At 38.3% G+C, this 23,267-nt stretch carries 22 protein-coding genes; 13 read left to right on the top strand and 9 right to left on the bottom strand.

Annotated features, from left to right (window positions below; genetic code table 11):
* Positions 1 to 4 precede the first annotated feature (4 nt).
* The 6 genes from BUF13_RS09435 to BUF13_RS09410 all read left to right on the top strand — a co-directional run bounded on the left by BUF13_RS09435 (position 5) and on the right by BUF13_RS09410 (position 7,119).
* Entirely contained in the window at positions 5 to 1,156 is a 1,152-nt protein-coding gene (locus tag BUF13_RS09435) for a DUF4221 family protein (RefSeq protein WP_073571515.1), read from the top strand.
* Between the two features lie 4 nt (positions 1,157 to 1,160).
* Positions 1,161 to 2,309: a DUF4221 family protein gene (locus BUF13_RS09430; protein ID WP_073571514.1), complete on the top strand. Its 1,149-nt coding sequence runs from the start codon at positions 1,161 to 1,163 to the stop codon at positions 2,307 to 2,309.
* A 2-nt stretch (positions 2,310 to 2,311) separates the two neighbouring features.
* A complete protein-coding gene (locus BUF13_RS09425; RefSeq protein ID WP_073571513.1) occupies positions 2,312 to 3,448 on the top strand; it encodes a DUF4221 family protein in 1,137 nt (378 codons plus the stop codon).
* Complete coding sequence (locus BUF13_RS09420) at positions 3,441 to 4,601, top strand: DUF4221 family protein (RefSeq protein ID WP_073571512.1); 1,161 nt, start codon at positions 3,441 to 3,443, stop codon at positions 4,599 to 4,601. Before BUF13_RS09425 ends, BUF13_RS09420 begins: the two co-directional genes overlap by 8 nt.
* Before the next feature lie 210 nt (positions 4,602 to 4,811).
* Positions 4,812 to 5,990, top strand: a complete 1,179-nt coding sequence (locus BUF13_RS09415; RefSeq protein ID WP_073571511.1) for a DUF4221 domain-containing protein — start codon at positions 4,812 to 4,814, stop codon at positions 5,988 to 5,990.
* Positions 5,983 to 7,119 (top strand): DUF4221 family protein, encoded by a 1,137-nt coding sequence (locus tag BUF13_RS09410; RefSeq protein ID WP_073571510.1) that lies wholly within the window; start codon positions 5,983 to 5,985, stop codon positions 7,117 to 7,119. The genes BUF13_RS09415 and BUF13_RS09410 overlap by 8 nt, the downstream gene beginning before the upstream one ends.
* A gap of 57 nt (positions 7,120 to 7,176) precedes the next feature.
* Here BUF13_RS09410 and BUF13_RS09405 read toward each other — a convergent pair whose 3' ends face one another.
* Positions 7,177 to 7,779, bottom strand: coding sequence for a trimeric intracellular cation channel family protein (locus tag BUF13_RS09405; RefSeq protein WP_073571509.1), 603 nt, complete (start codon positions 7,777 to 7,779; stop codon positions 7,177 to 7,179).
* A 378-nt stretch (positions 7,780 to 8,157) separates the two neighbouring features.
* On the opposite strand from BUF13_RS09405, the gene BUF13_RS09395 reads away from it, so the two are divergent.
* Genes BUF13_RS09395 through BUF13_RS09385 form a run of 3 tightly spaced genes read left to right on the top strand, consistent with a single transcriptional unit; the run spans position 8,158 to position 11,991 of the window.
* A complete protein-coding gene (locus BUF13_RS09395; RefSeq protein WP_073571507.1) occupies positions 8,158 to 9,501 on the top strand; it encodes a hypothetical protein in 1,344 nt (447 codons plus the stop codon).
* A gap of 11 nt (positions 9,502 to 9,512) precedes the next feature.
* Positions 9,513 to 11,111, top strand: a complete 1,599-nt coding sequence (locus BUF13_RS09390; protein WP_073571506.1) for a BCCT family transporter — start codon at positions 9,513 to 9,515, stop codon at positions 11,109 to 11,111.
* 19 nt (positions 11,112 to 11,130) lie between these two features.
* A complete protein-coding gene (locus BUF13_RS09385) occupies positions 11,131 to 11,991 on the top strand; it encodes a universal stress protein (protein WP_073571505.1) in 861 nt (286 codons plus the stop codon).
* A gap of 2 nt (positions 11,992 to 11,993) precedes the next feature.
* On the opposite strand, the gene BUF13_RS09380 is transcribed toward BUF13_RS09385, so the two are convergent.
* Positions 11,994 to 12,608, bottom strand: coding sequence for a class I SAM-dependent methyltransferase (locus tag BUF13_RS09380; protein ID WP_073571504.1), 615 nt, complete (start codon positions 12,606 to 12,608; stop codon positions 11,994 to 11,996).
* Positions 12,595 to 13,500: a patatin-like phospholipase family protein gene (locus BUF13_RS09375; RefSeq protein WP_073571503.1), complete on the bottom strand. Its 906-nt coding sequence runs from the start codon at positions 13,498 to 13,500 to the stop codon at positions 12,595 to 12,597. Before BUF13_RS09375 ends, BUF13_RS09380 begins: the two co-directional genes overlap by 14 nt.
* 40 nt (positions 13,501 to 13,540) lie before the next feature.
* On the opposite strand from BUF13_RS09375, the gene BUF13_RS09370 reads away from it, so the two are divergent.
* The 3 genes from BUF13_RS09370 to BUF13_RS09360 are packed head-to-tail and all read left to right on the top strand — an operon-like array spanning position 13,541 to position 16,268.
* On the top strand, positions 13,541 to 13,963 hold the full coding sequence (locus BUF13_RS09370) for a VOC family protein (protein ID WP_073571502.1): 423 nt from the start codon (positions 13,541 to 13,543) through the stop codon (positions 13,961 to 13,963).
* A 3-nt stretch (positions 13,964 to 13,966) separates the two neighbouring features.
* Positions 13,967 to 15,040 carry an aminotransferase class I/II-fold pyridoxal phosphate-dependent enzyme gene (locus BUF13_RS09365; protein ID WP_073571501.1) on the top strand — a complete coding sequence of 358 codons (1,074 nt, stop codon included), beginning with the start codon at positions 13,967 to 13,969 and terminating at the stop codon, positions 15,038 to 15,040.
* Complete coding sequence (locus BUF13_RS09360) at positions 15,030 to 16,268, top strand: serine hydrolase (protein WP_073571500.1); 1,239 nt, start codon at positions 15,030 to 15,032, stop codon at positions 16,266 to 16,268. The genes BUF13_RS09365 and BUF13_RS09360 overlap by 11 nt, the downstream gene beginning before the upstream one ends.
* A 320-nt stretch (positions 16,269 to 16,588) precedes the next feature.
* Here BUF13_RS09360 and BUF13_RS09350 read toward each other — a convergent pair whose 3' ends face one another.
* From BUF13_RS09350 to BUF13_RS09330, 5 genes are all read right to left on the bottom strand, one after another.
* Complete coding sequence (locus tag BUF13_RS09350; protein WP_073571498.1) at positions 16,589 to 18,796, bottom strand: DUF5916 domain-containing protein; 2,208 nt, start codon at positions 18,794 to 18,796, stop codon at positions 16,589 to 16,591.
* An 87-nt stretch (positions 18,797 to 18,883) separates the two neighbouring features.
* On the bottom strand, positions 18,884 to 19,312 hold the full coding sequence (locus BUF13_RS09345; protein WP_073571497.1) for a secondary thiamine-phosphate synthase enzyme YjbQ: 429 nt from the start codon (positions 19,310 to 19,312) through the stop codon (positions 18,884 to 18,886).
* A 74-nt stretch (positions 19,313 to 19,386) separates the two neighbouring features.
* Positions 19,387 to 19,830 (bottom strand): hypothetical protein, encoded by a 444-nt coding sequence (locus BUF13_RS09340; protein WP_134204375.1) that lies wholly within the window; start codon positions 19,828 to 19,830, stop codon positions 19,387 to 19,389.
* Between the two features lie 62 nt (positions 19,831 to 19,892).
* Positions 19,893 to 20,735, bottom strand: a complete 843-nt coding sequence (locus BUF13_RS09335; RefSeq protein WP_073571495.1) for a fumarylacetoacetate hydrolase family protein — start codon at positions 20,733 to 20,735, stop codon at positions 19,893 to 19,895.
* Positions 20,736 to 20,754: 19 nt separating this feature from the next.
* The gene (locus BUF13_RS09330) at positions 20,755 to 21,123 is read right to left on the bottom strand and encodes a DUF1304 domain-containing protein (RefSeq protein ID WP_073571494.1); all 369 of its coding nucleotides are present in this window, start codon (positions 21,121 to 21,123) and stop codon (positions 20,755 to 20,757) included.
* A 110-nt stretch (positions 21,124 to 21,233) separates the two neighbouring features.
* On the opposite strand from BUF13_RS09330, the gene BUF13_RS09325 reads away from it, so the two are divergent.
* On the top strand, positions 21,234 to 22,613 hold the full coding sequence (locus BUF13_RS09325; protein ID WP_073571493.1) for a methyltransferase RsmF C-terminal domain-like protein: 1,380 nt from the start codon (positions 21,234 to 21,236) through the stop codon (positions 22,611 to 22,613).
* Here the strand turns inward: BUF13_RS09325 and BUF13_RS09320 are convergent, their stop codons facing one another.
* Positions 22,614 to 23,264, bottom strand: coding sequence for a response regulator transcription factor (locus BUF13_RS09320; protein WP_073571492.1), 651 nt, complete (start codon positions 23,262 to 23,264; stop codon positions 22,614 to 22,616). It abuts the gene before it with no gap.
* Between the last annotated feature and the right edge of the window lie 3 nt (positions 23,265 to 23,267).

The raw sequence follows: 23,267 nt of genomic DNA, 5'->3' as shown, positions 1-23,267 counted from the left end.
AATTATGAAAAAACTCCTTTTACTTTCTTCATTGGCCATTCTAGCTGCTTGTAGCGGCAAAGAATCTGAAAACCGGGAATCAAAAAATGTTCTGGAAAACTTTTCATTTTCAGTAGACACAGTTGTAGTAGATCCCGGTGAGGAGATTATCAATCTGGCTTATGGTGCCAGATTGGCCTCCACCGATGAGAGCAAGACCTTTTATTATTTATTGGATGGAAATGCAGGAATAGTCAACAAGGTCAATTTGGATGAATTAAAGCTGGTAGAAATGATTCCTTTCGAAAAAGAAGGCCCAAATGGAATCGGAACCAGTTTTCATTCCAGCGCCATCGTTCTTCCAGGTGAGGAGTTTTTATTCACAAGTTTTAGAAATTCGGGAATTTTTTCCAAGGATGGAGAAAAACTTAAGGACCTAGGGCTCAAACCTGATGAAATTGAAATAGAAGGGTTGGACGATAACCAAAAAATGAACTTGAACAACCAGCTTACCTTAACAAAAAACCAAATTACCGCTTTTTCCCTTCCAAGTAATTTTATGCAGGGAACTCGAAAATTGGTCAAAATTGATCTGAAAGAATCCACTGGAGAAGTCCTCTCAATCCCAGCATTAGATATCATTGGAAAATACAATATAATTCTTCAATCCGAGGAGGCAGTTTCTGTTTATGCTGAATCAATTAACATCCAGGAGATAGGTGACGCATTGTATATTTCTGGACAGACAACCAATAAGATTTACAAATTCAACTTTTCCACTGATTCTCTTTCACTATTGGAATTTGATTTTTCAATTGTTCCAAATGAAAAAGAAATTCCGATTCAAAATACTGTCTCATCTCAAGAAGAATTTGATGCTCAAATGGATAAAGCCTTAACCCAAATATCCTTTGAGAAACTAATATTTGATGTGTCAACTAATCGATTTTATCGCTTTGGGAGAATCTATGAGCCAAAAAAGGAAGGAGAAGAGCGATATACAAAATCCAAAATTTTTCTATTCGCTTTCGATGATCAGCTGAACCTAATTGGGGAAACCGAAATCCCAGAATTGGACCAAGTTCCGACTTTTCCATTTTTCAAAGATGGCAAGCTCTGGTCCTATGTCAATGTCGAGGATGAATTGGGTTTCGCTGTATTTACATTTAATTTCTAAGCCAATGAAAAACCTTATCTCCCTTTCTCTAATTATTCTCTTGTTTTCATGTTCTGGCAAAGAAGAAAATGAAAGTTCACCTAGTAATAATATCCTTGAAGATCTGACTTTCTCAGTCGACACAGTGGTGGTTGATCCGGGAGAAGAAATCATAGACTTGTCCAATCATTTGCGACTTGCTGACCTCAGTTCCGATCATAAAAAGCTGTATTTATTTGTAGAGGGAGAAAACAAGCTTTCAGTCATAGACCTTGATAAGCTAACTCTGGAGCGAAAGATTCCTTACGAAAAAGAGGGCCCCAACGGAGTGGGCAGTTTCCTTTGGAGTCTGGACCTTGTTTCGAATGACCAATTCTTCCTCAAGACATTTAACACCGCAGGAATATTTGATTTTCAGGGTATCAAGCATGAATCCGTCAATTTGGATGAAGAAGAAATCATAGGAATCAAAGGAAAGACCCTTCAAAACAACCGCTTGAAATTAAGCGAAGATCTAAAATGGTACTATACAGTACCTGGTTCAGATTTCAATGATGGAGAGCCATCGGTAGAACTGGCCTTAATCAATAGTGAAACTAAAGAGGGGAAAATTCTTCCGATTCCTGCAATGGACAAAACAGGGCTTTACAAAATCGCCTTCAAGGAAGGAACTATGATGCAAATCTATGCGGAAGACTACTTTCTCTCCGAACATAGTGGGAACTTCTATATCACCTCTTCAGTCACAAGTGACATTTATACCATCGATCCAGAAACTGACTCATTGACACTTTATAGTTATGATTTAAAATATGCTCCCAAATACAAATCAGATCCCCCTTCTCACTCAGAATTTACCGATAGAGAGGCATGGAGAAGTGAGGTAGAGAAAATGAGATCTCAAATCACGTATGGAGATTTGATCTGGGATGATAGCAAAGATTACTTTTTTAGAATCGGCAGTATTCTGGTACCGAGCCTAGTGGAAGATGCCCCTTCCAAAAGTAAAATCTTTCTCTTAGCCTTTGATAAAGAGCTAAATCTAATCGGAGAAACGGAGATCGAAGAAATGGATTCAGCTCCTGAGTTCCCATTCTTCAAAGACGGAAAGCTTTGGTCCTTCGTTAATGTTGAAGACGAACTTGGCTTCGCGATTTTTGACTTCAACTTTTAAAAATGAAAAAACTAACACCACTATTTTCACTTCTTGTCTTTTTCGCATGTGGAGAAAAAGATGAAAACAGTTCCGGAAAATCAGACTTTAACTTTTCCTATTCTATAGACACCGTTCAAGTCGATCCGGGAGATCATTTGGTCTATATCACCGGCTATATGACTACAGCAACTCCCTCTCTGGACAAAAAGGTTCTGTACAACCTGAATCCAAAGTCGCCAGAACTGGAAATCATCGACTTGGACGCCTTGTCCTTTCAAGAATCCATTCCTTTGGAAAAAGAAGGTCCAGAGGGAATCGGAAATTATGTTTCAGATTTAGTTGTCACTGATCAAGGTGACTTTTTCTTTATCGGATATGAATCCTTAGTCAAGTCAAATCCAGAATTAGATCAGTATAAAAGATTTAGTTTTCAGGCTGATAAATTATCTGGAGACAAGTTGGAGGAGAACGAAGGGATAGATTTTGGGGCCATTCCTTCCAAAGATGGCAATTACTTTTTCGGAACATATTCAGTTCAGATGTTTCAAGGAAAAATTGGCGGATTGGCCGTCGTTGACTTGAATGAGATGTCTTTGAAAAAAATCCCAATTCCAGAACTCGAAAACCTGGTTGACTTCAATATCAACCAGTATCAAGACGGGAGACCCATGATGAGTACCATTGAAAGAATATGGCTCAATGAGGTGGATGGTAAACTCTATCTGACAAACTCCACCCGAAATGAGGCATTTATCTATGACCCGAAATTGGATTCCTTATTTAAAAAAGAGTTTCAATCATCAATAACAGATAATGCCAAAAAGGGCCTATATACCAAGGAGACGAATAGTGATGAGGAAATGAGCAAGGCGATGAAAGAGAAAAATAAAGAAGTCAATTTCAACGAGTTAATATATGACGATACGAATGAAAAGTTTTGGAGAGTCAGTTCAGATATGGACAGAATGATCGCTGACTCTGTAGTAACCAAAAACATATTGACCATTTTTGATAAAGACCTCAATCAAATACATGAGGAGAAAATAGACTTTAATATCACTTCAATGCTTTCTTTTTTCAAGGAAGGAACCCTATACAGCTACATTAATCTGGAAGATGAAATGGGCTTTACTTTAATCAAACCAAGCTATGAATAGAACTCACTTTTTACTTTCAATTTCTGCACTGGCTGTATTTGGATGTGGAAGTAATGATTCCGAACAAAAGAATAATAGCTCCATAGAAATCAGCTACAAACTAGACACTGTTATGGTGGATGCCGGGGATGAGTTTATCCATGTGCAGTGGAGCCTAACTACTTCGGATCTTTCACAGGATGGCAGGTACTTTTACAATTTCAAAACAGGTTCACAAGAACCCGGGTTAGAAATCCTGGATTTGGATCAATTGAAATTGAATCAAACTATTCCGATGACTTTGGAAGGTCCCAACAGCATTCGATCTCCCTATATTTCAAAGGTCTATACATTGGAAGATGGCACTTTTTACATTTCCGATAATTACGTAGTTTCTCATTTTGATTTGGAGGGAAAGAAGCTATCCAACTTTGTATATGCTGATGAGGAGTTTGAAGGTGAAAAACTGCCTAAGGACAAAAGAATCATGCTTAATGAAACTTTATCAGATGATAGTAAAACGCTCATAGCTCTTTATGGAGGTCAAAAGTTGGATGACTTTTATGAGGGTTTTGCAAAGTTTGATTTAGAAAAGAAAACTGTTAGATATTATCCGATGCCCATATTTCAGGAATGGGAAAAATATCAAACCAACCTTTATTTCAATGATCAGCCAGTTTCGGCATCCTTTTCACAAACCAATATTGCCTTCCAAAATGACTCTTTGATATTCAACATCGGAGCTAAAAACAAGCTGTATTTCTATGACCTAGAAACAGACTCTTTAAGCTCAAAAAGTTATAGCAGCCAGTTCACGAGTCCAGAAATAACCTCTCCATTTATGAAGCGAGTCGATACGGAGGAAGAATTTCGAAAGGAGATGAAAGAAATTCAAAAAAAGGTCAGTTATGGTGATATGAAATTTGACCCTCAAAATGATGTCTATTGGAGGTTGACCAAAGAAATGGATCATATGAATGGGGATACGATCCTTTATAAAACTGTCTTGACGGCATTTGATCGCCAATTCGACCAAATGGGAGAAGCCTTGTTACCAAAGGATTTTGAACTTCCGTATAAGCAATTTGTCAAAGACGGGATGATTTGGATGTTTTTGAACATCGATGATGAAGTGGCATTTGTCAGGTTGAAACCAACCATTTCTTATGAATAAAATCTATTTTCTTTTTCTCCATCTTAAATTTTTCATGCTCTTAAGATGTAAAAAGTACAAATAGCTCCTCCAACCAAATCCACAATTAGAAATTAGATTTCAATGGTAACCTAAACGATATATCAAATTCATAAAAGACTGATTGCTTTATACCTATATCAATTTGGAAGACAAATTGGCATTCATTAGATTAAAACCAACTTTAAAAAAATGAAGCGGTTTCTCCTTTTTCTTTTCTGGGTAGTAATTTTTTCTTGTTCACCCAAAAAGGAAAAGCCCCAAGAAATTCCCAAAGCATTTGACAACCATACTTTTGAGTACACGCTGGACACGGTATTTATTGATTCGGGTGACTCCCTTCCTTATCTCGATATGGATTTGGTTTCTTCGGATTACGTACCCTCCGAAGGTCTCCTTTATAATTTAAATCCCGGAACTGGCCGTGTGGATGTATATGATATTGAAGCCCAAAAGCTAAAAAAACACATTCAGTTTGAAGTGACAGGCCCAAATGGAATCAAGAAGTATTTCCCAACTGGAATCAAGAAAACCAAAAGTGGAGATCTGATCATCAGAGACTACTTTGAAATACTCAGAATGGGATCTGACACCAAATTGTTAGATTCATATAGCCTTCAAAACCACAAACTTTTAGGGGATGATCTGGGCGAAAGCCAAGAAATAAGTGGCATGGGCGAAATCTCAGAAGACGGCTCTTTTTTCGCTAGTTACTACGGCTATTTTCCTTCAAATGGACGCATCCTCGGTTTAGCAACAGTAGATTTAGTTTCCAAATCTCTGAAATTAATTCCTGTGAATTTCAAAGATCAATCCGAGAAGTATTTAATCCGATGGGAATATCGGGAAGGCAAAAACATGTTAGTCCCGGAATACAAATTCTTGACATTGGATGGCCCCAACATAATTGCAACCAACTCCTACAAAAATGAATTGTGGTACTATGATGCGAAGAAAGATTCTTTGTTCTACCGAGCTTACAAAAGCAATTTGATCTCCAACGTCAAGCGAGGAAATTTTCGGAAAAAGGTCGGCTCTATGCAAGACTTGAATTCCGCCAAAAAAAGGAAATTTCAGGAAGTAGTCTTTGGACCGATCATCAAGGATCCAACAAAGCGGCTCTTCTATCGCTATAGCAGGGAGGTGCAGCAGGAACCAGAGAAAGAGAAGAGGTATTTTAGGTTTGTCTTGTCTGTTTTTGATGCAGATCTAGATGTGATACATGAAGAAAAGCTGGATTTATCGGTTTTTATACCAGGTGAATACTTTGCAAATAAGACCTTTGTGCACAAAGGTATGTTGTATACATTTTTGAATGTTAGAGATCAAATTGCCTTTGTCAGGCTAAAACCGAGCATCTCTTATGAATAAGATTTTGACTTCTTGGAATTTAAAATTCCGAAGTACCTATCTAGGACTTTTAATCCTTCTGTTTGCATGTAATAATTCTAAACCAGCAGATAAGCCTTTTCAAAAATTCACCTATTCAATAGACACACTAACTATAGATAGTAAAGAGCATTTGCTATTTGTTGGCTATGGGATACCAATGGTCAAACTATCTGAAAAAGAGAGATTTCTACATTTTTATGATCCTTTAAATCATGCAATAGAAAAAATCGATTTAGAAAATAAAGAAGGGGTAAATACTTTATACCTTGATAAAGAAGGGCCAAATGGTGTCTTAGATCACAATCGATTCGATTACATTCCGATTTCTGACAGTTCTTACAGATTTTTTACAAAGAAAAATTTTAAAGATTTAAGTCTATCAAACAACCTGATTAAAACTAGTAAACCAATAGACAGCTTGGTTAAGATTTCAGAGGAAAATGAGACACAGTTCTCAAGTTTAATTTCATCAAATCTTCAATATTTATATGGATTGACTTCAGACTTCAATCAAGAACAAAAATTGGTTTGGATTGATCTTGGGGATTATACCTTGAAAGAAAGCGATCTGGATAGTATGAAGTATAGAGAAAATTATAAAATATCCCTAGATGGAATGATTGTTTCAGGAATGATTGGCAGCACATTCCTGAATGAAAAACTCCTTGTCTATCACAGTGATGGAATAGACCTGTATGAAATAGATCCAAAATCTGGAAATAAACGATTCATAAACAATAGGCCCGAAATAACTCCCCAAAGGAAGGCCGGAAATTTTCCTAGAAATGTCGAGAAATCAGAAGCAGTTAAGGCACTGGAATTAGAGTCTTTAGAAATTGATTATAAGGAGATTGTATTTGATGAAGAAAATCAACGTTTTTACCGGATCGCATCCCAGCAAACAGAAAATAAAGGAAGAACAAAAGTCTACCTTCTGATTTTCGATCATGAGCTTAATCTGATTTCTGAATTGGATTTATCAAGTCTAGATATGAAGAATTCAGCTAATTACTTTACAAGAAAAGGAAAACTCTATTTCCTCAATAAAGAAACTGAAGATTTGGAGTTCTTCGTTTTTGATTTGAAATCGACCATTTCAAATGAATAGAATCTTAGCTTTTCGAAATTTGAAAATTCAGATTTCAGAATTCAATTTTCATCCTTCTCAATCCAATCTCGGCAAGCTCAATTTATATTTCATCGCAACTAATCGAATAGCAATAATAGCTGCTACAGAAATCAAAAGATTCCAATCTCTTTCCAGGCCAAAATAATTTAGAATCAAATACAAAATGGCTCCTGCCAAACATGCAGAGGCATAAATCTCTTTTCTGAATAAAATCGGGATTTCATTCGTCAGGGTATCTCGGATCACGCCTCCCATCACAGCTGAAAACATTCCCATAATCGCGGCAATTTCAGGCCTTACTCCAAGGCTTAATGCTTTTTCCACACCCAAAACCGTAAAAAAGGCAATTCCCAAAGTATCAAATAAAAACAGAGTCTTTCTAAGCTTGCTTAGGAAATTGGGAAAAATAAAAGCAGCTAAGATCCCAACCAAAATGGCATAAAGAACATTGATATCGGCTATCCACACCAAAGGATAGGCATCTAACAATATGTCTCTCAAGGTTCCTCCACCGATCGCTGTAATAAAGCCCGTAAATCCAGCACCAAATATATCATGCTCGCGCTCCCTCACTGCCAAGGCTCCCGATATGGCAAAAACGAACGTACCGATTAACTCGAGAGCATATTGAAGTGTCATTTTTTGTATTGTTTACAATTAAATATTATCCAGTATAAAAATTTGAATTTGATCCCTTTGGATTTAGAAAATATACAATCCAGTTCACAATTCTTTTCAGAGCCAAAATTACTATAAAATTGATCCTTTTGAGACTTTTTCAATATTCAATTCAGGATCTCGAAACTCCAATCAGGACAAACAATCGGACTGTTATTGGAGTTTTAATTTTTCTATTAGAACAAGAATTACAATTAAAAAAGGAATCAAATCCACATCAGAAGACTCAAATTTCTCCTAAAAATATCTTAGATGAATTTCATTTAATCATTAGATGCTTTACCTTGAAGGAACAGGTTTAGCTTGACTTCTCTATAGAAGTTGGAAAATAAATAGCCAATGACCCGTTATAGTTTCTACTTACTTTTTAACCTTATCCTCGTTTCTACTTCCATTTTAGCGAGAGATATTCCTGAGGACTCTGTCAAAAGAGGAGTAACCTTACAGACTATTTTTGAAAAGGATTATGGACACTCAAAGGCAAGTTTGGAATATGTCAACTTTGCTGCTCTAGAAACAAAAAAAGACACCTCTTGGCTAAAAATCGGAGGAGCTCTCCGACTGAATACCATTTACGCCAAGTATGAGGGTAAAACTTTCCCACTAGGAACTGAAGGTCGCAATGACTGGACTTGGGATACCTGGAGAATCAATGTGGATTCCTATAGCGACGGACTTCAATTTTCTTTCGAATACCGTTTTTACCCCACTTTTAATACTCATTTTATCAAATACGGCTGGATTGGCTATCGATTCAATACTAGTACAAATCTCCAATTTGGCATTACCCAAGTTCCTTTCGGGCTTTTGACATATGCCTCCCATAGTTGGTGGTTTATGACTCCCTATTATGTTGGCTTGGAAGATGATCATCAGATTGGATTCAATTTCACCAAGGATTTCAAACACTGGAAATTCAATGTTGCTTATTTCTTGCTTTCAGAACCTCGTGGCACCAATGAATTGAGTTATGGAGTAGCCAGCTCGGCACGTTACTCTTACGATGTGGTTCCAATTCCCGGAAACAGCAATATTGAAAGGCGGCAAATAAATTTAAGAGCGGCCAGAAAACTCGAATCTGGAGAAATCGGACTTTCTCTTCAAACTCATGAGGTTTACAATCAACAAACGACTCATACCGGAAGGCAATTTGCCACTGCCATTCACTTTGAAAACAATTGGGGACGATGGAACCTGAAAACCCAGGCCCTTTACTACAATTTCAAAAATGTCTGGGACGACAATAACAATGAATTGGACGTGGTCCAAATGGGTGCCTATGGCTTTGGGACCTATGATGTAGCTGCTGAAGCTGCGATGTACACCATCGGAATTGCCTATGATATTCCTGTCCAATGGGGCCCTATTCGAAATATTCAGCTTTATAACGACTATACCTACATGCAAAAAATGGGGAAAGTCGAAGTCAATGGTCAATCTCAAAAGTTTGCCCCAACTCACATGCACGTCCCGGGAGCCTTAATCAGTGCCGGCAAGATCTATTGCTATTTCGACATTGCCAGAGGAATCAATCAGCCGTGGCTCACCGATTCTTTTGGTGGAAATTCGATCGGGTCAGGCAGAGGAATCAATTATTTGGAGCCCATTAGTGCCACTAATCCGATCGATCAAAACCCCAATTGGAACACCCGCTTAAATATTAACCTCGGTTATTACTTCTAATACATAAGATTATGAAAAATAAATACCTAGATATTCATCCTCCTGTTTTTTGGCCAGCGACAATTTTGATTGTCGTCTTTATCACCATCACCCTTTTGGTGGGTGAACCGATGGAGCAGGTCTTTGTTAGCATGAAGGATTTCATCACTGACCAGACCGGATGGCTATTCATTTTGGTTGTCAATTTGTTTATTTTATTCTGCATCTATGTTGGTTTTAGTAAGTACGGCTCGATCAGATTGGGAGGAAAAGATGCCAAACCAGAGTTTTCAACTTCTGCCTGGTTTGCCATGCTTTTTAGCGCCGGGATGGGAATCGGTTTGCTATTTTGGGGTGTAGCCGAACCTGTCAATCACTACGCAAATTCACCTAATCATGAAAACTTCAGTCCCGAAGCAGCACAAGGTGCTATGAATTTGGTTTTTCTTCATTGGGGACTACATGCCTGGGGGATTTATGCCGTGGTTGCACTCGCTCTCGCCTTTTTTGCCTACAATAAAAAAATGCCTCTGACTATTCGCTCGGTATTCTACCCCATTTTGGGAGACAGAATCAAGGGATGGATTGGGGATGTCATAGATGTTTTTGCTGTACTGGCGACCTTATTTGGATTAGCCACCTCTTTAGGACTTGGGGTCCAGCAGCTCAGCGGTGGTTTATCATTCCTTTTTGATATTCCAAATACGCCCACCACCCAAGTGATTCTCATTGCATCTATTACAGCAATTGCGACTATTTCAGTAGTCTCTGGGATTGATAAAGGGGTAAAGTTTCTCAGTGAATGGAATATTCGAATTGCAGCAATATTTCTGATTTTCATCCTAATCGTCGGTCCTACATTGTATATCATGCGTGGTTTCATCCAAAATGTAGGAACATACATGGGAGACTTCATTCAGGTATCAACATGGACAGAAGCATTCCGAGATGCAGGTTGGCAAGGCGATTGGACTGTATTCTATTGGGCCTGGTGGATTTCATGGTCCCCATTTGTTGGGATGTTTATCGCACGGGTATCCAAAGGAAGAACAATTCGAGAATTTGTCTTTGGCGTTCTTTTAATTCCGGCATTATTGACTTTTCTGTGGATGACAGCAATGGGAGGATCAGCTATCTATTTGGATTTACAATCAGGAACCCACGAACTAGCCAATGAAATCGTATCGGATTCTACCACAGCATTATTCGTTTTTATCCAGCAATTCCCATTTAGTATAGTTGGTTCGATTATCAGTTTGTTCCTAGTAACATCATTCTTTGTTACTTCATCGGACTCTGGATCTTTAGTGATTGACAATATTACCTCTGGAGGAAAATTAGATTCTCCAGTCCCTCAACGGATATTTTGGGCCTCTGCCGAAGGTGCAGTTGCAGCAGTTTTATTAGTAGGAGGTGGTTTGGGTGCCTTACAAACTGCAGCCATAACCACAGGACTTCCGTTTCTTTTTATTTTGATATTTATGGTTTATTCCTTGTACAAAGGTCTCCGATCAGAATATCTCCAAATGAAAGAATTGGAACAAGTTTCGGATAAAAAACGATATGAGAAAAAGCTGGAGAAATCCTTGATCAAACGGGAGGAAAAATCCAAAAAGTCCAACGATCAATAACCTTTAGAAAAGCAACGAGATGAAAAACTTGAAAAAAATAGCCCTCGCAGCGGATTTGACAGAAATGGATGAAAAACTACTTCATTTCATCAAAGGATATGATTCATTGTTTGATTTTGAAGAACTCCACATCATACATCAAATAGAAATAGAGGATCTTTCAGAAGACTTGGAAAACTTACTCAAGAAAAAGAGCAAAACGCTAGAAGAGTTAATCAGAGATGAAATCGAGTCAACAGTTATAGAGGTTTTCGGATCACTGAAACCTTCTATTCATATCTATATTCAACCTAAGCCGGATTTCAGTGAGTTGGTCAATTGGATCAACAACAGCCAATTTGACTTATTTTTCTTAGGTAAAAAGAAAAGCCTGGATGGTACCGGCATATTTAGTAGCAAAATGGTGAGATTGCTTTCTTGTAATTTGATCTTGGTTCCGGAAACCGCAAAACCTGTTATCAGTAAAATTTTAACTCCGATTGATTTTTCCTCCTACACTCAGCGAGTGCTTGAGGTATCAGAGTTGATAGCCAAAAACACCAAATCAGAATTTATTCCTCTTCACGTCCTGAAAATTGGGATTCACTATTTTCCATTCTTTGGCAATGAAAAGAAAATACAAAAAAGCCTTCAAAAAGAAGCTGATTCCAAATTTGAAAAGCTCAAAAAGAAACTCAATATCGATGGAAATTTGCTTAGCATCATAGCAGAAGACGATCCCATTGGGGTCGCTATTTTCAAGAAAGCAAAAGAGCTAAAAGTTGACTTAATAATCATCTCCAAAAAAGGAAAATCTGATGATTCAGACCTGTTGATTGGAAGTGTTGCAGAAAATTTAATCGCCAACGATAAAAACATATCTGTCGCGATAATTAAATAAGCTCAAATCTTCTCCAAAACAAAAACTCCCATCTCCCTTTGGCCTAAAACCAATACAGATTTGGGGTTTTCTATATATTTAAAACCTTTCGAAAGTAATTTATCCACATACTCTGCCGTAAAGACAAATCGTTCCGAATTATCTGGCAAATGATACCTTCCTTGGCCAATAGGCTCAGATTTGGATAAAATATCTCCAAATCCAGTACACATCCGGAACCAAAAAATTCCTCCCGGTTTTAAGATTCTTTGGATTTCATCGATCATTTCCCAAAAGTTATCCACACTCTGAGCAAAGTGCAAAACAGCTGAACAGATCACCGCATCAAAAGAATCTTTGTGAAAGGGAACATCCTCCAATTTACCCTCTTGAAACCTGTGGATATCATAAGTTGGATCCAGACTTTTTGCCTGATATCGGCAATACTGAATTGCTGTCTCATTGGGATCAATTCCAAAAATCTGATAGCCCTCTCGAATGAAATAAACAGTATTTCTTCCTTCCCCGCAACCGGCATCCAGGATCTTCATTTCCTTGGTAAACCTACCCTTCAGAATCTGATCCAATAGATAGATATCAATGTTGCCTAATAGACGATTTAGTTCAGCTATTTCCATTTTCCCAATTGTCCAATGCTTGCTTTGCTTTGAGTCTACCGATTTCTATCAATTCACCAGACCTGTGAAACTCCAAGGTGCCAGCTTGCTTTCTGGAAATCTTAATCTGAATATCTACCGGATATTGCTGTAACAGCAATTCGCAGAACCTATCCTGTAATAAATCGAAAGATCGCTTCACCAAATTCAAAGAGGAATAGGAGATTTCCTTTTCAGCTTCTTTTTCATCTGGAAAAAATTGCCCCATTTTATTTCGGTATTCTTTCAACCAATTCGGAATAGATATGAAACCATTTCCTTCCTCATCTCTTTTGGGTGGATTTATATAATCTTGATCCAAACCATTCACATCCACCACCAGGATCAAGTTCTCTTCAGAAAGATTTTGCAATAAAGAAATCGGGACAGGATTTAATACACCCCCATCAATCAAAGAAGATTTAGAATGAGTCGCTGGAATAAAAACCGAAGGGATACTCCCAGAAGCTCGAATCGCTTTAAACAAGCTCCCTTTTCTAAAAATTACTTCTTCTCCAGTGATGACATTGACTGCATTGCAGGAAAATGGAATCGAAAATTCCTCAATCTGACAATCTGCCACTACTTTTTTCAATTCTCCATAAACCTTTTCACCCTTAATGAACCCACGACTGGAGAAAGTAAAATCCATCAAAGAAAAAACGTCGATCCTATCCAGATTGCAGATCCAATTTTTGAACTCATTCATTTTACCGCAGGCATACATGCCTCCCACCAAGGCTCCTGCAGAACAACCCGCAATTTCGGATATTTCATATCCCCGCTTTTCCAACTCTTCAATCACCCCAACATGTGCCAATCCTCTCGCTCCACCGCTGCTCAAAACCAATGAGACTTTTTTCTTTTTTGACATATCTTTAAGGAATAAAAATCACTTAACGAAAGTACACATTATGGGCCAATTTAAACCCTTTCACCTAGCTTTCCCGATTCGGGATATTGAGGAAACCAGAGCCTTTTATGGAGATCTTCTGGGATGCGATATCGGAAGAAGTACTGACAAATGGATCGATTTCAACTTCTTCGGCCATCAACTTTCCGCGCACATCAAACCTGAGGAGCTTGCCAATGCCAAAACCAATGAAGTAGACGGGAAAAACGTCCCTGTACGTCATTTTGGAGCAATTCTCCCTTGGGAGGAATGGCATGAACTCGCGGATAAATTGAAAAATCATGGAATTGAGTTTGTCATCGAACCATATATCCGATTCAAAGGTGAAGTAGGAGAGCAAGCAACCATGTTTTTCTTGGATCCTTGTGGAAACGCACTAGAGTTCAAATCATTTCAGGACGAAAGTCAAATCTTTGCCAAATAATCTATGGCCGGAAAAATCCATTTTTTAGAAGAAGGAATCAGTAGGATTATCCAGCTGGATGGGAAGGAATTTCTCTATTTCAGTGGTACCTCTTACTTGGGAATGACCCAAAATTCCGAGTTTTTGAACAGTATTTCTCAAAATCTTCAAAAATGGGGCTCTAACCATGGACAAAGTAGACTTAATAACATTCGAATTCCGATTTTTGATGAATTCGAAACTTATTTCTCTATCAATTCTGAGGCAGAGGATGCGGCTGCTTTAAGTTCTGGTTTTATAGCTGGAATCGCCTCAACCCAACTTTTGGCAAAAGAGGCTGATCAAATTTGGATTGCCCCAGATGCTCATCCAGCAATTCTGCCAGAAGGTCTTTTCCCAAATACTCAATTAAATTTTACACAATGGAAAAATGAGTGTTTAGAGACTTCAAAAGGCCTAAAATCACATAGAATTTTGATCCTTGGGAATGCTGTGGATGCCTTTACAGCCCAAATCCATGATTACTCTTGGGTAAAGGAAATTGCGAACGATCATGAAGTAACCTTATTGGTCGATGATAGCCATGCCTTTGGGGTTTTAGGAAAAGGAATCTTCGGCACCTACAGTCAATGGGATGCCCCCACCTACAATTTAGTAGTATGTGGTTCGCTGGGAAAAGGGCTGGCAATCCCAGCCGGAATAGTCTTGGGAGATCGGGAAACAATTCAAAAATTAAGAGGAACTGCTCTCTATGGAGGGGCTTCTCCTGGTTCTCCTTCTCATTTGGCAGCGTTTTTAGAATGCCAGAGTGAATTTGAGTCCCAGCAAAATCAACTTTTTAATAATTGTAAGGAGTTTCACTCGGCCATTTCGGACTCTCCAGAAATCGAAGGTTCTGAAAACTATCCGGTTTTTAAATTTACTAAGGATACATGGGTGCAGAAATTGGAGGAGAAGGGAATTATCATTTCCTCATTTAGATATCCAAAGCCAGATAGCCCATTGATCAATCGAATTATAATTTCGGCATTCCATCGACCTGAGGACATTTCCTATCTTGTTCAAACTCTCAAAGAATTGAAATCAAATGAAGCATAATCTTCTATTTATCCTTTTAGTGGCATGTTCATTTCTTTTCTCCTGTAGTCAAAAAGAGGAGATTCCATTTGTAGATGGATTGGAAGACTATCCCACGCTTCAAAAAGTACTTTCTGAAAAGGATAAATACGAAGTGCAGATTCTATTTTCTAGTATAGATCGAAACGAACATGGTCTACCGCTTTATGAAGATTACACTTTCAATCTAGATGATCAAAAGTACTTTTATCCAGCTTCTACAGTAAAACTTCCAGTGGCATTACTCGCTTTGGAATGGCTCAATGAACAGGGGATCGATAATTTGGACAGGAATACCACACTTCTGATTGATTCAGTTCGCCCATCTCAGATTCCTGCTTATGTGGACTTTTCGTCAGAAGACTCACTTCCTAGCATCGGACACTACATCAAAAAGATCTTGATCGTTTCAGATAACGACGCCTATAATAGGTTGTATGAAGTTCTTGGCTTAGATTATATCAATCAAAAACTTAAGGAGAAAGGACTGACAAACACCGTTATCAGTCAGCGGTTAAGTTTTCCAATTAGCCCTGAAGAGAACCGGTATTTCAATCCGGTGAAATTTGTGGACAGCACAGGTTCTGTTATACTAGAATTACCTGAAAGACATACTGAAACAGATTATTTCGTACCCAGCAAGCCACAGATTGGAAAAGCTCATTACAAAAATGACTCACTGATTCAGGATCCCATGGATTTTACTTACAAGAATAAATTTCCCATAACGGATTTGCATGGAGTAGTGCAAAGAATCATTTATCCGATGGCATTTCCGGAGGCAGAGCGATTCAATATTACCGAAGAGCAGCGGGGATTTGTGATGAAATATATGAGCACACTTCCTAGAGAAAGTGACTTTCCAAAATATGAGCTTCCCGAATTCTACGACTCCTATTCCAAGTTCTTCAAGTTTGGAAGCTCTAAGGATTCAATCCCGGACCAATTCAGAATTTTCAACAAAACAGGTTGGTCTTATGGCTATCTGATCGATGGAACTTACTTCGTAGATTTTGAAAATGACGTTGAGTTTTTCGTTTCTGCAGTTGTCTACTCCAATGAGGACGAGATCCTGAATGATGACAATTATGAATACGAGGAAATTGGACTTCCTTTTTTCACAGAATTGGGAGAATATCTTTATCAGATGGAATTAAAAAGGAAAAAGGTAATCAAGCCTGATTTTGAAAACTTAAAAAATCTCCGCTAATTGACCTAAAGTTATCTTTTTAAACATCATGAAAATGACATTCTGGCAAAATCTCAAGGAATTTTACAGCTATAAAATCTTTTCTTTATTTATCCCATTAAGCTGTATAGCCCAAGTTTTTGTTACCAAAATATTTGTTAGACTTGGTGTAGATCTTAATTGGAATGCTCTAATAGAACCAGAAACATACTTTTACTTGATTTTCAACCTCATTACTTGGTCACTCTTATCTTATTTCCTCTTTTGGAATCCTAATTGTGAGAAATTGAAAGAAAAAAGGAAACAAATGGAAAAAAGCCCTGACTAAAGGGCTTTTACAATTAGAGATTTAACCAATAATTCAGCTTGAATACCAAGGAGCGTTGCTTCGGTGAGAAGTCACTAGGAAAATAATTATCAGTATAAACCAGGAAGAAATCTGAAACCGGAGCAAATCTCCATTGCAGCCTTGTATTGATATTCAGGTTGTCGATCTGATTATTGTATTGAATAAATGTAGTCCAAAATAGCTTTTTGGTAAAAGTTAGATCGATTCTAGGACCGACAAGAATCAAGTCTGCATCACTTTGAGGAGCTGGAAGTCGAATACGGGCATAATTGAAGTTCATGGAAATATTTGCCATATATCCCATCCTCAATCCAAGCTCACTTACCAAACTGAAATAATTACCTGTATAATATTCTCCACCGTCTGCTGTCATTTTCACATTGAATACATTCCTTGGATTACTTCGGAATTCAAATCCAAGAGTCTTTGTATTGTAGTCTGTTCCCGCAGGTAATTTTTCACCACCTGTTCGAGTTGGATCAAAATCTTGAAACAAATACAGATATCTATTCTTTTGAGTTACTGTCAATTCCGCAAAAGAATTAAATCGGACGGTATAGCTGATATTATAATCCCTATCGGTCGTGCCTATTGTTTCATTCCAATATCCTTCAAACTCCAGTTTGGGCCCATGTCTATTGATCAGACTTGAATTGGGATAAAACATGTATGAGATGTCCGGATTCAATCTCTTGAAATCAGACCTTGGTAAAAAGCCAACTTCGGGATTGAAGTCCTTTCCGATATCCTGGATACTCACACTTCCTCCCCAGTGAATATCACTGAAAAGCATGTAGGCATTGAAGGAATAAGGCTTTACTGTTTCTCGGGATTCGAAAGTTCTATGATAAAATGCCTTCCCAGTCCATTTCCCATTAGCTGAATTGAGATTAAAATCCATCCCAATGAGACGGTTATATTCTTCAGGGTGAAATAATGATTTGTATTCATCCAAACCCAAAGATTCTTTATCCACATAGATCAATCCGATATTAGAGCGTTCAAAAACCTTCTTTTGAATAGCCAGGACAGAGAAATTCTTACCGGCAATTCCTGCTTCAGAATCTGTAGCAGTCTGCATATTCATAGCTCCAATTCTCCAATCTTCACTGATTTTGCCACTCAACCTAGCTCCATATATAATCTTACTTTGGACGTTTTGACCAGTAGCTGAGTCAATATCAACACCGATTCTCCTAGAGAAAAAAGCTTTGGATCTGGGCTGACCAAAACTGTCAAAGAGATCTCCATTTTCAAGAAAGAATTGTCTACGCTCCGGAAAGAATATCTCAAAGCGGTCCAAATTGGTCACCTGCTGATCAACTTCCACTTGAGAAAAGTCTGGGTTGAAAGTCAAATCTAAATTCATAGCAGGACCAATTCCCACTTTCGCATCTCCACCTACTGCTGGCTTGAAGGGTTCACTGGTATTTTCCAGAAAATTCTTAGAGGTTTTACCAGCGACATAAGGAATCAAGGAAATATTAGCGGAGTTTTTTCTCAAAGGCTCTTCAAAAATCAACTTCCTATTAAAAGCGATGGAAGACATGTTGAAATTCCTTGGGAGAGGAGACCATGAACTTCTCTCTCCAGCATCACTGTCTATTCTATAAAAATTGATGTTCCAGTTTTGAGCCCCATCCTTAAATCGAACTGTGGAAAGAGGAATTATAGCCTCTACCTGCCAATGATTTTCGAAAATTTTAGCTTCAGCATACCATTTATTATCCCAAGCTAAGCTCAAATCTTCTGATCTATTTCCACCATTTGAAATCAAACCTTCCCTTTGAACTCCATAAGGATTTACACCAAACTGAAAAGCATTGGTTTTATCATTGAATGTATCGAAAACAAAAGTGATCCCGTCATTTTGAGCACCACGATAATCTCTACGCAAAGAAGTAGACACATATTCTCTAGGTCCCAAATTTTCCATCACTGCAGCGATGTACAAATTGTTGTCGTCAAAGGCGATCTTGATCCGAGATTGAGCTATCGCTAATGAAGTGTCAGATGGAAAATATTGCATAAAGTCCCCATTCCAACCTTCTGGCCCCCAGATTTCTTCATCCAAATTTCCATCCAAAACAATGGGTTCATTTACTTTAAAGGCAAAAGCATTCGAAGTATGCTCTTGTCCAAAAGCAGATCCACTAATCAGTAGAACCGCCAAAAGACAGGTGGGTAATAAAATTCTCATAGTATAGCTGATTCCACAAAAATAAAATTGTTTCTAGGCCAGCAGAACAAAATTTTATAAGTGGTGGGAATGGATTTTAGCTAAGGTTTAAGAACTACCATAGGCGGTTAACAAAAGCCTTCTTCCTGAGGCAAATTTCCTGAATTCGCAGAGATAAACTCCTTGCCAAATTCCAAGAGCGAGTTTTCCACCAGAAATGGGGATTTGAAGCGAAGAATCAAAAAAACTGGCTTTAATGTGCGCAGGCATATCATCTGGACCTTCATAAGTGTGGATAAAGCGTGGATAAGTTTCAGGAATCAACTCATTTACAAAGGTTTGGAAGTCTTTTCTAACTGTAGGATCAGCATTTTCATTGATCGTCAAAGCAGCCGAAGTATGCTGAATAAATACCTGCAAAAATCCCACTTTAATTTGACGAATTTCAGGAATGGCATCCTCGATCATATCTGTGATCAAATGGTATCCCTGAGAATAGCGAGGAAGCTGCAGTGGTTTTTGAAAGAATTGACTCATTCCACAAAATAAAGAAAGGCTGCCTCATTTCAGAAAACAGCCTTCAAATTTCAATTAGATTTTTCTTAAGAAGTCTATTGTAGTTCGAAATACAAGTTTGGTCCATCACATGCTCCCCAAGAACCTCTGATCGTATTGGAATCAACATAATAAAAAGGTTCAAAATCCTGACCACAATAATGAATCAAACCAAAACCATCTCGTTCTCTATCTTCTAAATAAGTTTCTTGATCGTATTTGAAGATTAGGTATTCAGCTTCATTACTTAGATCGCCTTCCTTTTCAAAGGTGCCATTTAACTCGAACTCTCCGATGAACTTGGTAAAAGTCCCATCCTCTCTCAATTCATAATAATATAGTGAATCCACTACAGGGGTGATTTCAGGATTAGCCACCCACGAAGAAGAAATTCCTGAAAAAACCCACTTCTGGGGAAATTCAGCTTGCAAGGGAAGTTCATCATCCAAGCAGGAGAAAGAGGAAGTAATTAACAATGAAAGCAGTAAAAAACGTCTCATTTTCGAAAATTTAGGATTCATTTATCCACACGCATTAAATCTTCCATTCGCTACAAGAATACTCAAATCAAACCTACCGTATTTTCTAGTGTTCCAATACCTTCAATTGAGATTTTAATCTCATCACCCTTTGCCAAAGTGAAATCATCCGGAACAATCCCTGTTCCTGTCATTAAAAAACAACCTACTGGAAATGTGTTTCCTCTGAACAACCAACCGGCTAATTCCTGTGGCTTCCTTTTTAATTGTGTCAAATTGGTTTTTCCAGAAGCGGCCAACTCTCCGTTTCTATAGATTTCTAAGGATATTTCAGTGCTTTCAGAGATAGAATCCTGAATCAGGATACATGGTCCGATAGATGCACAGCCTTGATATACTTTAGCTTGCGGTAGATATAATGGATTTTCTCCCTCAATACTTCGGCTACTCATATCGTTACCAACGGTAAATCCCTGAACTTTTCCCGAAGGAGATATCAACATAGTCAACTCCGGTTCGGGCACATCCCAAGTAGAGTCTTTCCTGATATTTACTTTTCCACCTGGTGATGAAACTCGAGAAGGAGTAGCTTTGAAAAATAATTCCGGTCGATCTGCCGCATAGACTTTGTCATAAAAATCTGCTCCGCCAGCATCTTGAGATTCTTCCATTCGAGCAGTTCGGCTTCTATAATAAGTAACACCTGCAGCCCAAATTTCTTGCGTGCCCATGGGAGCCAATAATTCTTCTTTGATTAGGGATTCAGCATCAGCGCTAGATAGTTTATCCCAAGTCTGACTTTCTTTGGTGAGGAGAGACTTCAGATTTTCTCGTCCCAATAAGTCATCCCAATCCAATTCGGGTCCGAGTAGAAATTCGGACTCAATTTCTAAAAGTGTTTGGCTGGGCAGTTTATACAATTTCATAAATAATAAGTTTATGGATTTATAGATTAGAAATTACGATCAAGAGAACTCCGATCAGCGCTGGAATGCCCTGAACGATGAATATTTTTTTACTGACTGAATAGGCTCCAAAAATTCCAGCAATCAAAACACAGGAAAGGAAGAACAATGCTACTTGCTGAGAAAAATAAGGGTCTGCATGTAGAAGAGACCAGATCAAACCCGCCGCAAGAAATCCATTATACAAACCTTGGTTGGCGGCCATACTTTTGGTTTTGGAGTAATACTCCTTTGAGTTTCCCTTGAAAAGCTTTGCTCCAAATGTCTCCCAAGCAAACATTTCAAACCAAAGAAAAAACAAATGCTGGATGGCAACCAGCAGAACAATAGCCTTCAGAACATATTCCATAGAATTGATTTTTTCTGAATTTAAAGATTATTAGCTACTTATCTTACCCTTCATTCCTAGATAAAGACTGCTATGGATCAATTTTTTATCTTTGGCAAAAATTCAATCTCATGTCCATTTCTCTTCCTTCAGATTTTCAAAGCAGAATGAAAACCCAATTGGGAGAAACGGAATATGAACTCTTTGAAAAAGCCATCAATCAGGACTCCAAAACATCCATTCGGACCAATCCTGATAAATCAAGCCAGGCTCCAGAGGATTCTGAACAGATTCCTTGGGCTCAGAATGGCTACTTTTTGAATGAAAGGCCTTCTTTTACGCTAGATCCTAGTTTTCATGCTGGAGCTTATTATGTACAAGAGGCATCTTCTATGTTTATTGATCACATTCTGCGATCCCTTCAGGTTCCCAAAGAATTGTTTCTGGATCTTTCAGCAGCACCGGGTGGAAAGTCTACGCTTTTGAGCAGCTATTTGGGAAAAGATGGATTTCTAGTGGCCAATGAAGTGATCCAATCCAGAGCGCAGATACTTAAAGAGAATATCATCAAATGGGGGCTGGGAAATACGCTCGTCAGTAATAATGATCCGGAGCATTTCGAACCTTTGGAGGGATTTTTTGATCTGGTTTTAGTCGATGCGCCATGTTCTGGTGAGGGGATGTTTCGCAAAGACCCTCAGGCAAGAAATGAATGGTCTCCAGATCATGTGACACTTTGTGCTTCCAGACAGAAAAGGATTATGGATCGTGCGGGAAGCTTGGTAGCTGCCAGTGGATATCTAATCTATAGCACTTGCACTTTCAATGAGCAGGAAAATGAAGAAATGATCGAATTTCTGACTTCAGAGTTTTCCTATAAACCTGTAAGAATACCATTGGATCCCAATTGGAATATCAGGGAAACCCAGGTAGAAACTGAGGACGGTACATTCTATGGATATCGCTTTTATCCGCATTTGGTGGATGGGGAAGGCTTTTTTGTGACAGTCATGCAGCGACCAGATGATGCATATATTTTGCCTCCGGGAAAAATCAAAGATTACAAACACCCCTTTTTGAAAGAAGTAAGTCCGAAAGATTCCAATTCAATTGATGAGGAATTGGGATTCCCGCTTTCCGGACAATATTACCAATTGAATGATTCTTATTTCCGAATTGAATCCGAATGGAAAGCCTATTTTGAAAAGCTTACTCAGCACTTGAGCATTCGATATTTTGGAGTTGAAATTGGGAAAAAACAGAAAAATGACTGGATTCCTTCCCATGAATGGGCTCTTTCTACACTTCCAAAAAATGGATTTCAGGTAGTAAATCTCGAAAAAGATCAAGCATTGGAATTCCTGCGAAAAAATGATCCTGTAATTGAAAATATGCCCACGGGATGGATCATGGTAACCTATAACTCACTTCCCTTGGGTTGGATCAAAAATCTTGGGAATCGAATAAATAACTACTATCCCAAAGAGTGGAGAATTCGGATTCAGGATTGATCATCCTTCAATAATCCGATTTTTAACTGCCTTCTGCACAGCCTCCAATTTGCTATGAACTTGGAGTTTTTGGTAGATATTTTCGATATGCTTCCGAACAGTTTTAGGTGAAATAAATAGATTTTCCCCGATCTGATTGTAGTTGAGACCTTTTGCTATTTGTTCCAAAATTTCAATCTCTCTTTTGGTCAAAGAAATTTCTTCTTTGGGCTCATCAAAAGACGGCGGGTTTCTCAATAATTTGAGAGTTTTCAAAGCAATGGAAGGAGTCATCGCAGCTCCACCATCCAAAGTATCCAGAATTCCCTGGTACAAAGTTGGCGGGTCTACTTCCTTCAAAAAATAGCCATTTGCTCCAGCTTGAATCGATCTGAAAATATTCTCATCATCATCAAAGACTGTCAACATGATCGTTTTTATCTGAGGATAAAGCTGAGAAATTTTAGAAACAGCCTCAATCCCTGTCATTTTAGGCATTTCGATATCCATCAAAACGACTTGAACATTGGGGTCTTTTTCAAGCTTTTCAAGAAATTCCTGCCCGTTCGAACCAGAAAACTTCACTTCCACGTCTGGATAAAATGACAGCTTTTCCAAAACTGCTTTTAATAAAAAAGAATTGTCCTCTGCGATAGCAACTTTTATGGACATAAA

This window comes from Algoriphagus zhangzhouensis, from assembly GCF_900148515.1.
Lineage (GTDB): Bacteria > Bacteroidota > Bacteroidia > Cytophagales > Cyclobacteriaceae > Algoriphagus > Algoriphagus zhangzhouensis.
The sequence above is the reverse complement of the archived record's forward strand: the minus strand, read 5'-3'. Positions and strand labels throughout refer to the sequence as shown.

Bases quoted from the DNA above. Each gene is read 5' to 3' on its own strand.
- BUF13_RS09390 (WP_073571506.1), top strand. From the start codon at position 9,513: ATGAAAAATAAATACCTAGATATTCATCCTCCTGTTTTTTGGCCAGCG.
- BUF13_RS09430 (WP_073571514.1), top strand. From the start codon at position 1,161: ATGAAAAACCTTATCTCCCTTTCTCTAATTATTCTCTTGTTTTCATGT.
- BUF13_RS09420 (WP_073571512.1), top strand. From the start codon at position 3,441: ATGAATAGAACTCACTTTTTACTTTCAATTTCTGCACTGGCTGTATTT.
- BUF13_RS09370 (WP_073571502.1), top strand. From the start codon at position 13,541: ATGGGCCAATTTAAACCCTTTCACCTAGCTTTCCCGATTCGGGATATT.
- BUF13_RS09335 (WP_073571495.1), bottom strand. From the start codon at position 20,735: ATGAAATTGTATAAACTGCCCAGCCAAACACTTTTAGAAATTGAGTCC.
- BUF13_RS09425 (WP_073571513.1), top strand. From the start codon at position 2,312: ATGAAAAAACTAACACCACTATTTTCACTTCTTGTCTTTTTCGCATGT.
- BUF13_RS09340 (WP_134204375.1), bottom strand. From the start codon at position 19,830: ATGAGACGTTTTTTACTGCTTTCATTGTTAATTACTTCCTCTTTCTCC.
- BUF13_RS09350 (WP_073571498.1), bottom strand. From the start codon at position 18,796: ATGAGAATTTTATTACCCACCTGTCTTTTGGCGGTTCTACTGATTAGT.
- BUF13_RS09410 (WP_073571510.1), top strand. From the start codon at position 5,983: ATGAATAAGATTTTGACTTCTTGGAATTTAAAATTCCGAAGTACCTAT.
- BUF13_RS09375 (WP_073571503.1), bottom strand. From the start codon at position 13,500: ATGTCAAAAAAGAAAAAAGTCTCATTGGTTTTGAGCAGCGGTGGAGCG.
- BUF13_RS09325 (WP_073571493.1), top strand. From the start codon at position 21,234: ATGTCCATTTCTCTTCCTTCAGATTTTCAAAGCAGAATGAAAACCCAA.
- BUF13_RS09365 (WP_073571501.1), top strand. From the start codon at position 13,967: ATGGCCGGAAAAATCCATTTTTTAGAAGAAGGAATCAGTAGGATTATC.
- BUF13_RS09405 (WP_073571509.1), bottom strand. From the start codon at position 7,779: ATGACACTTCAATATGCTCTCGAGTTAATCGGTACGTTCGTTTTTGCC.
- BUF13_RS09385 (WP_073571505.1), top strand. From the start codon at position 11,131: ATGAAAAACTTGAAAAAAATAGCCCTCGCAGCGGATTTGACAGAAATG.
- BUF13_RS09380 (WP_073571504.1), bottom strand. From the start codon at position 12,608: ATGGAAATAGCTGAACTAAATCGTCTATTAGGCAACATTGATATCTAT.
- BUF13_RS09395 (WP_073571507.1), top strand. From the start codon at position 8,158: ATGACCCGTTATAGTTTCTACTTACTTTTTAACCTTATCCTCGTTTCT.
- BUF13_RS09345 (WP_073571497.1), bottom strand. From the start codon at position 19,312: ATGAGTCAATTCTTTCAAAAACCACTGCAGCTTCCTCGCTATTCTCAG.
- BUF13_RS09415 (WP_073571511.1), top strand. From the start codon at position 4,812: ATGAAGCGGTTTCTCCTTTTTCTTTTCTGGGTAGTAATTTTTTCTTGT.
- BUF13_RS09330 (WP_073571494.1), bottom strand. From the start codon at position 21,123: ATGGAATATGTTCTGAAGGCTATTGTTCTGCTGGTTGCCATCCAGCAT.
- BUF13_RS09435 (WP_073571515.1), top strand. From the start codon at position 5: ATGAAAAAACTCCTTTTACTTTCTTCATTGGCCATTCTAGCTGCTTGT.
- BUF13_RS09320 (WP_073571492.1), bottom strand. From the start codon at position 23,264: ATGTCCATAAAAGTTGCTATCGCAGAGGACAATTCTTTTTTATTAAAA.
- BUF13_RS09360 (WP_073571500.1), top strand. From the start codon at position 15,030: ATGAAGCATAATCTTCTATTTATCCTTTTAGTGGCATGTTCATTTCTT.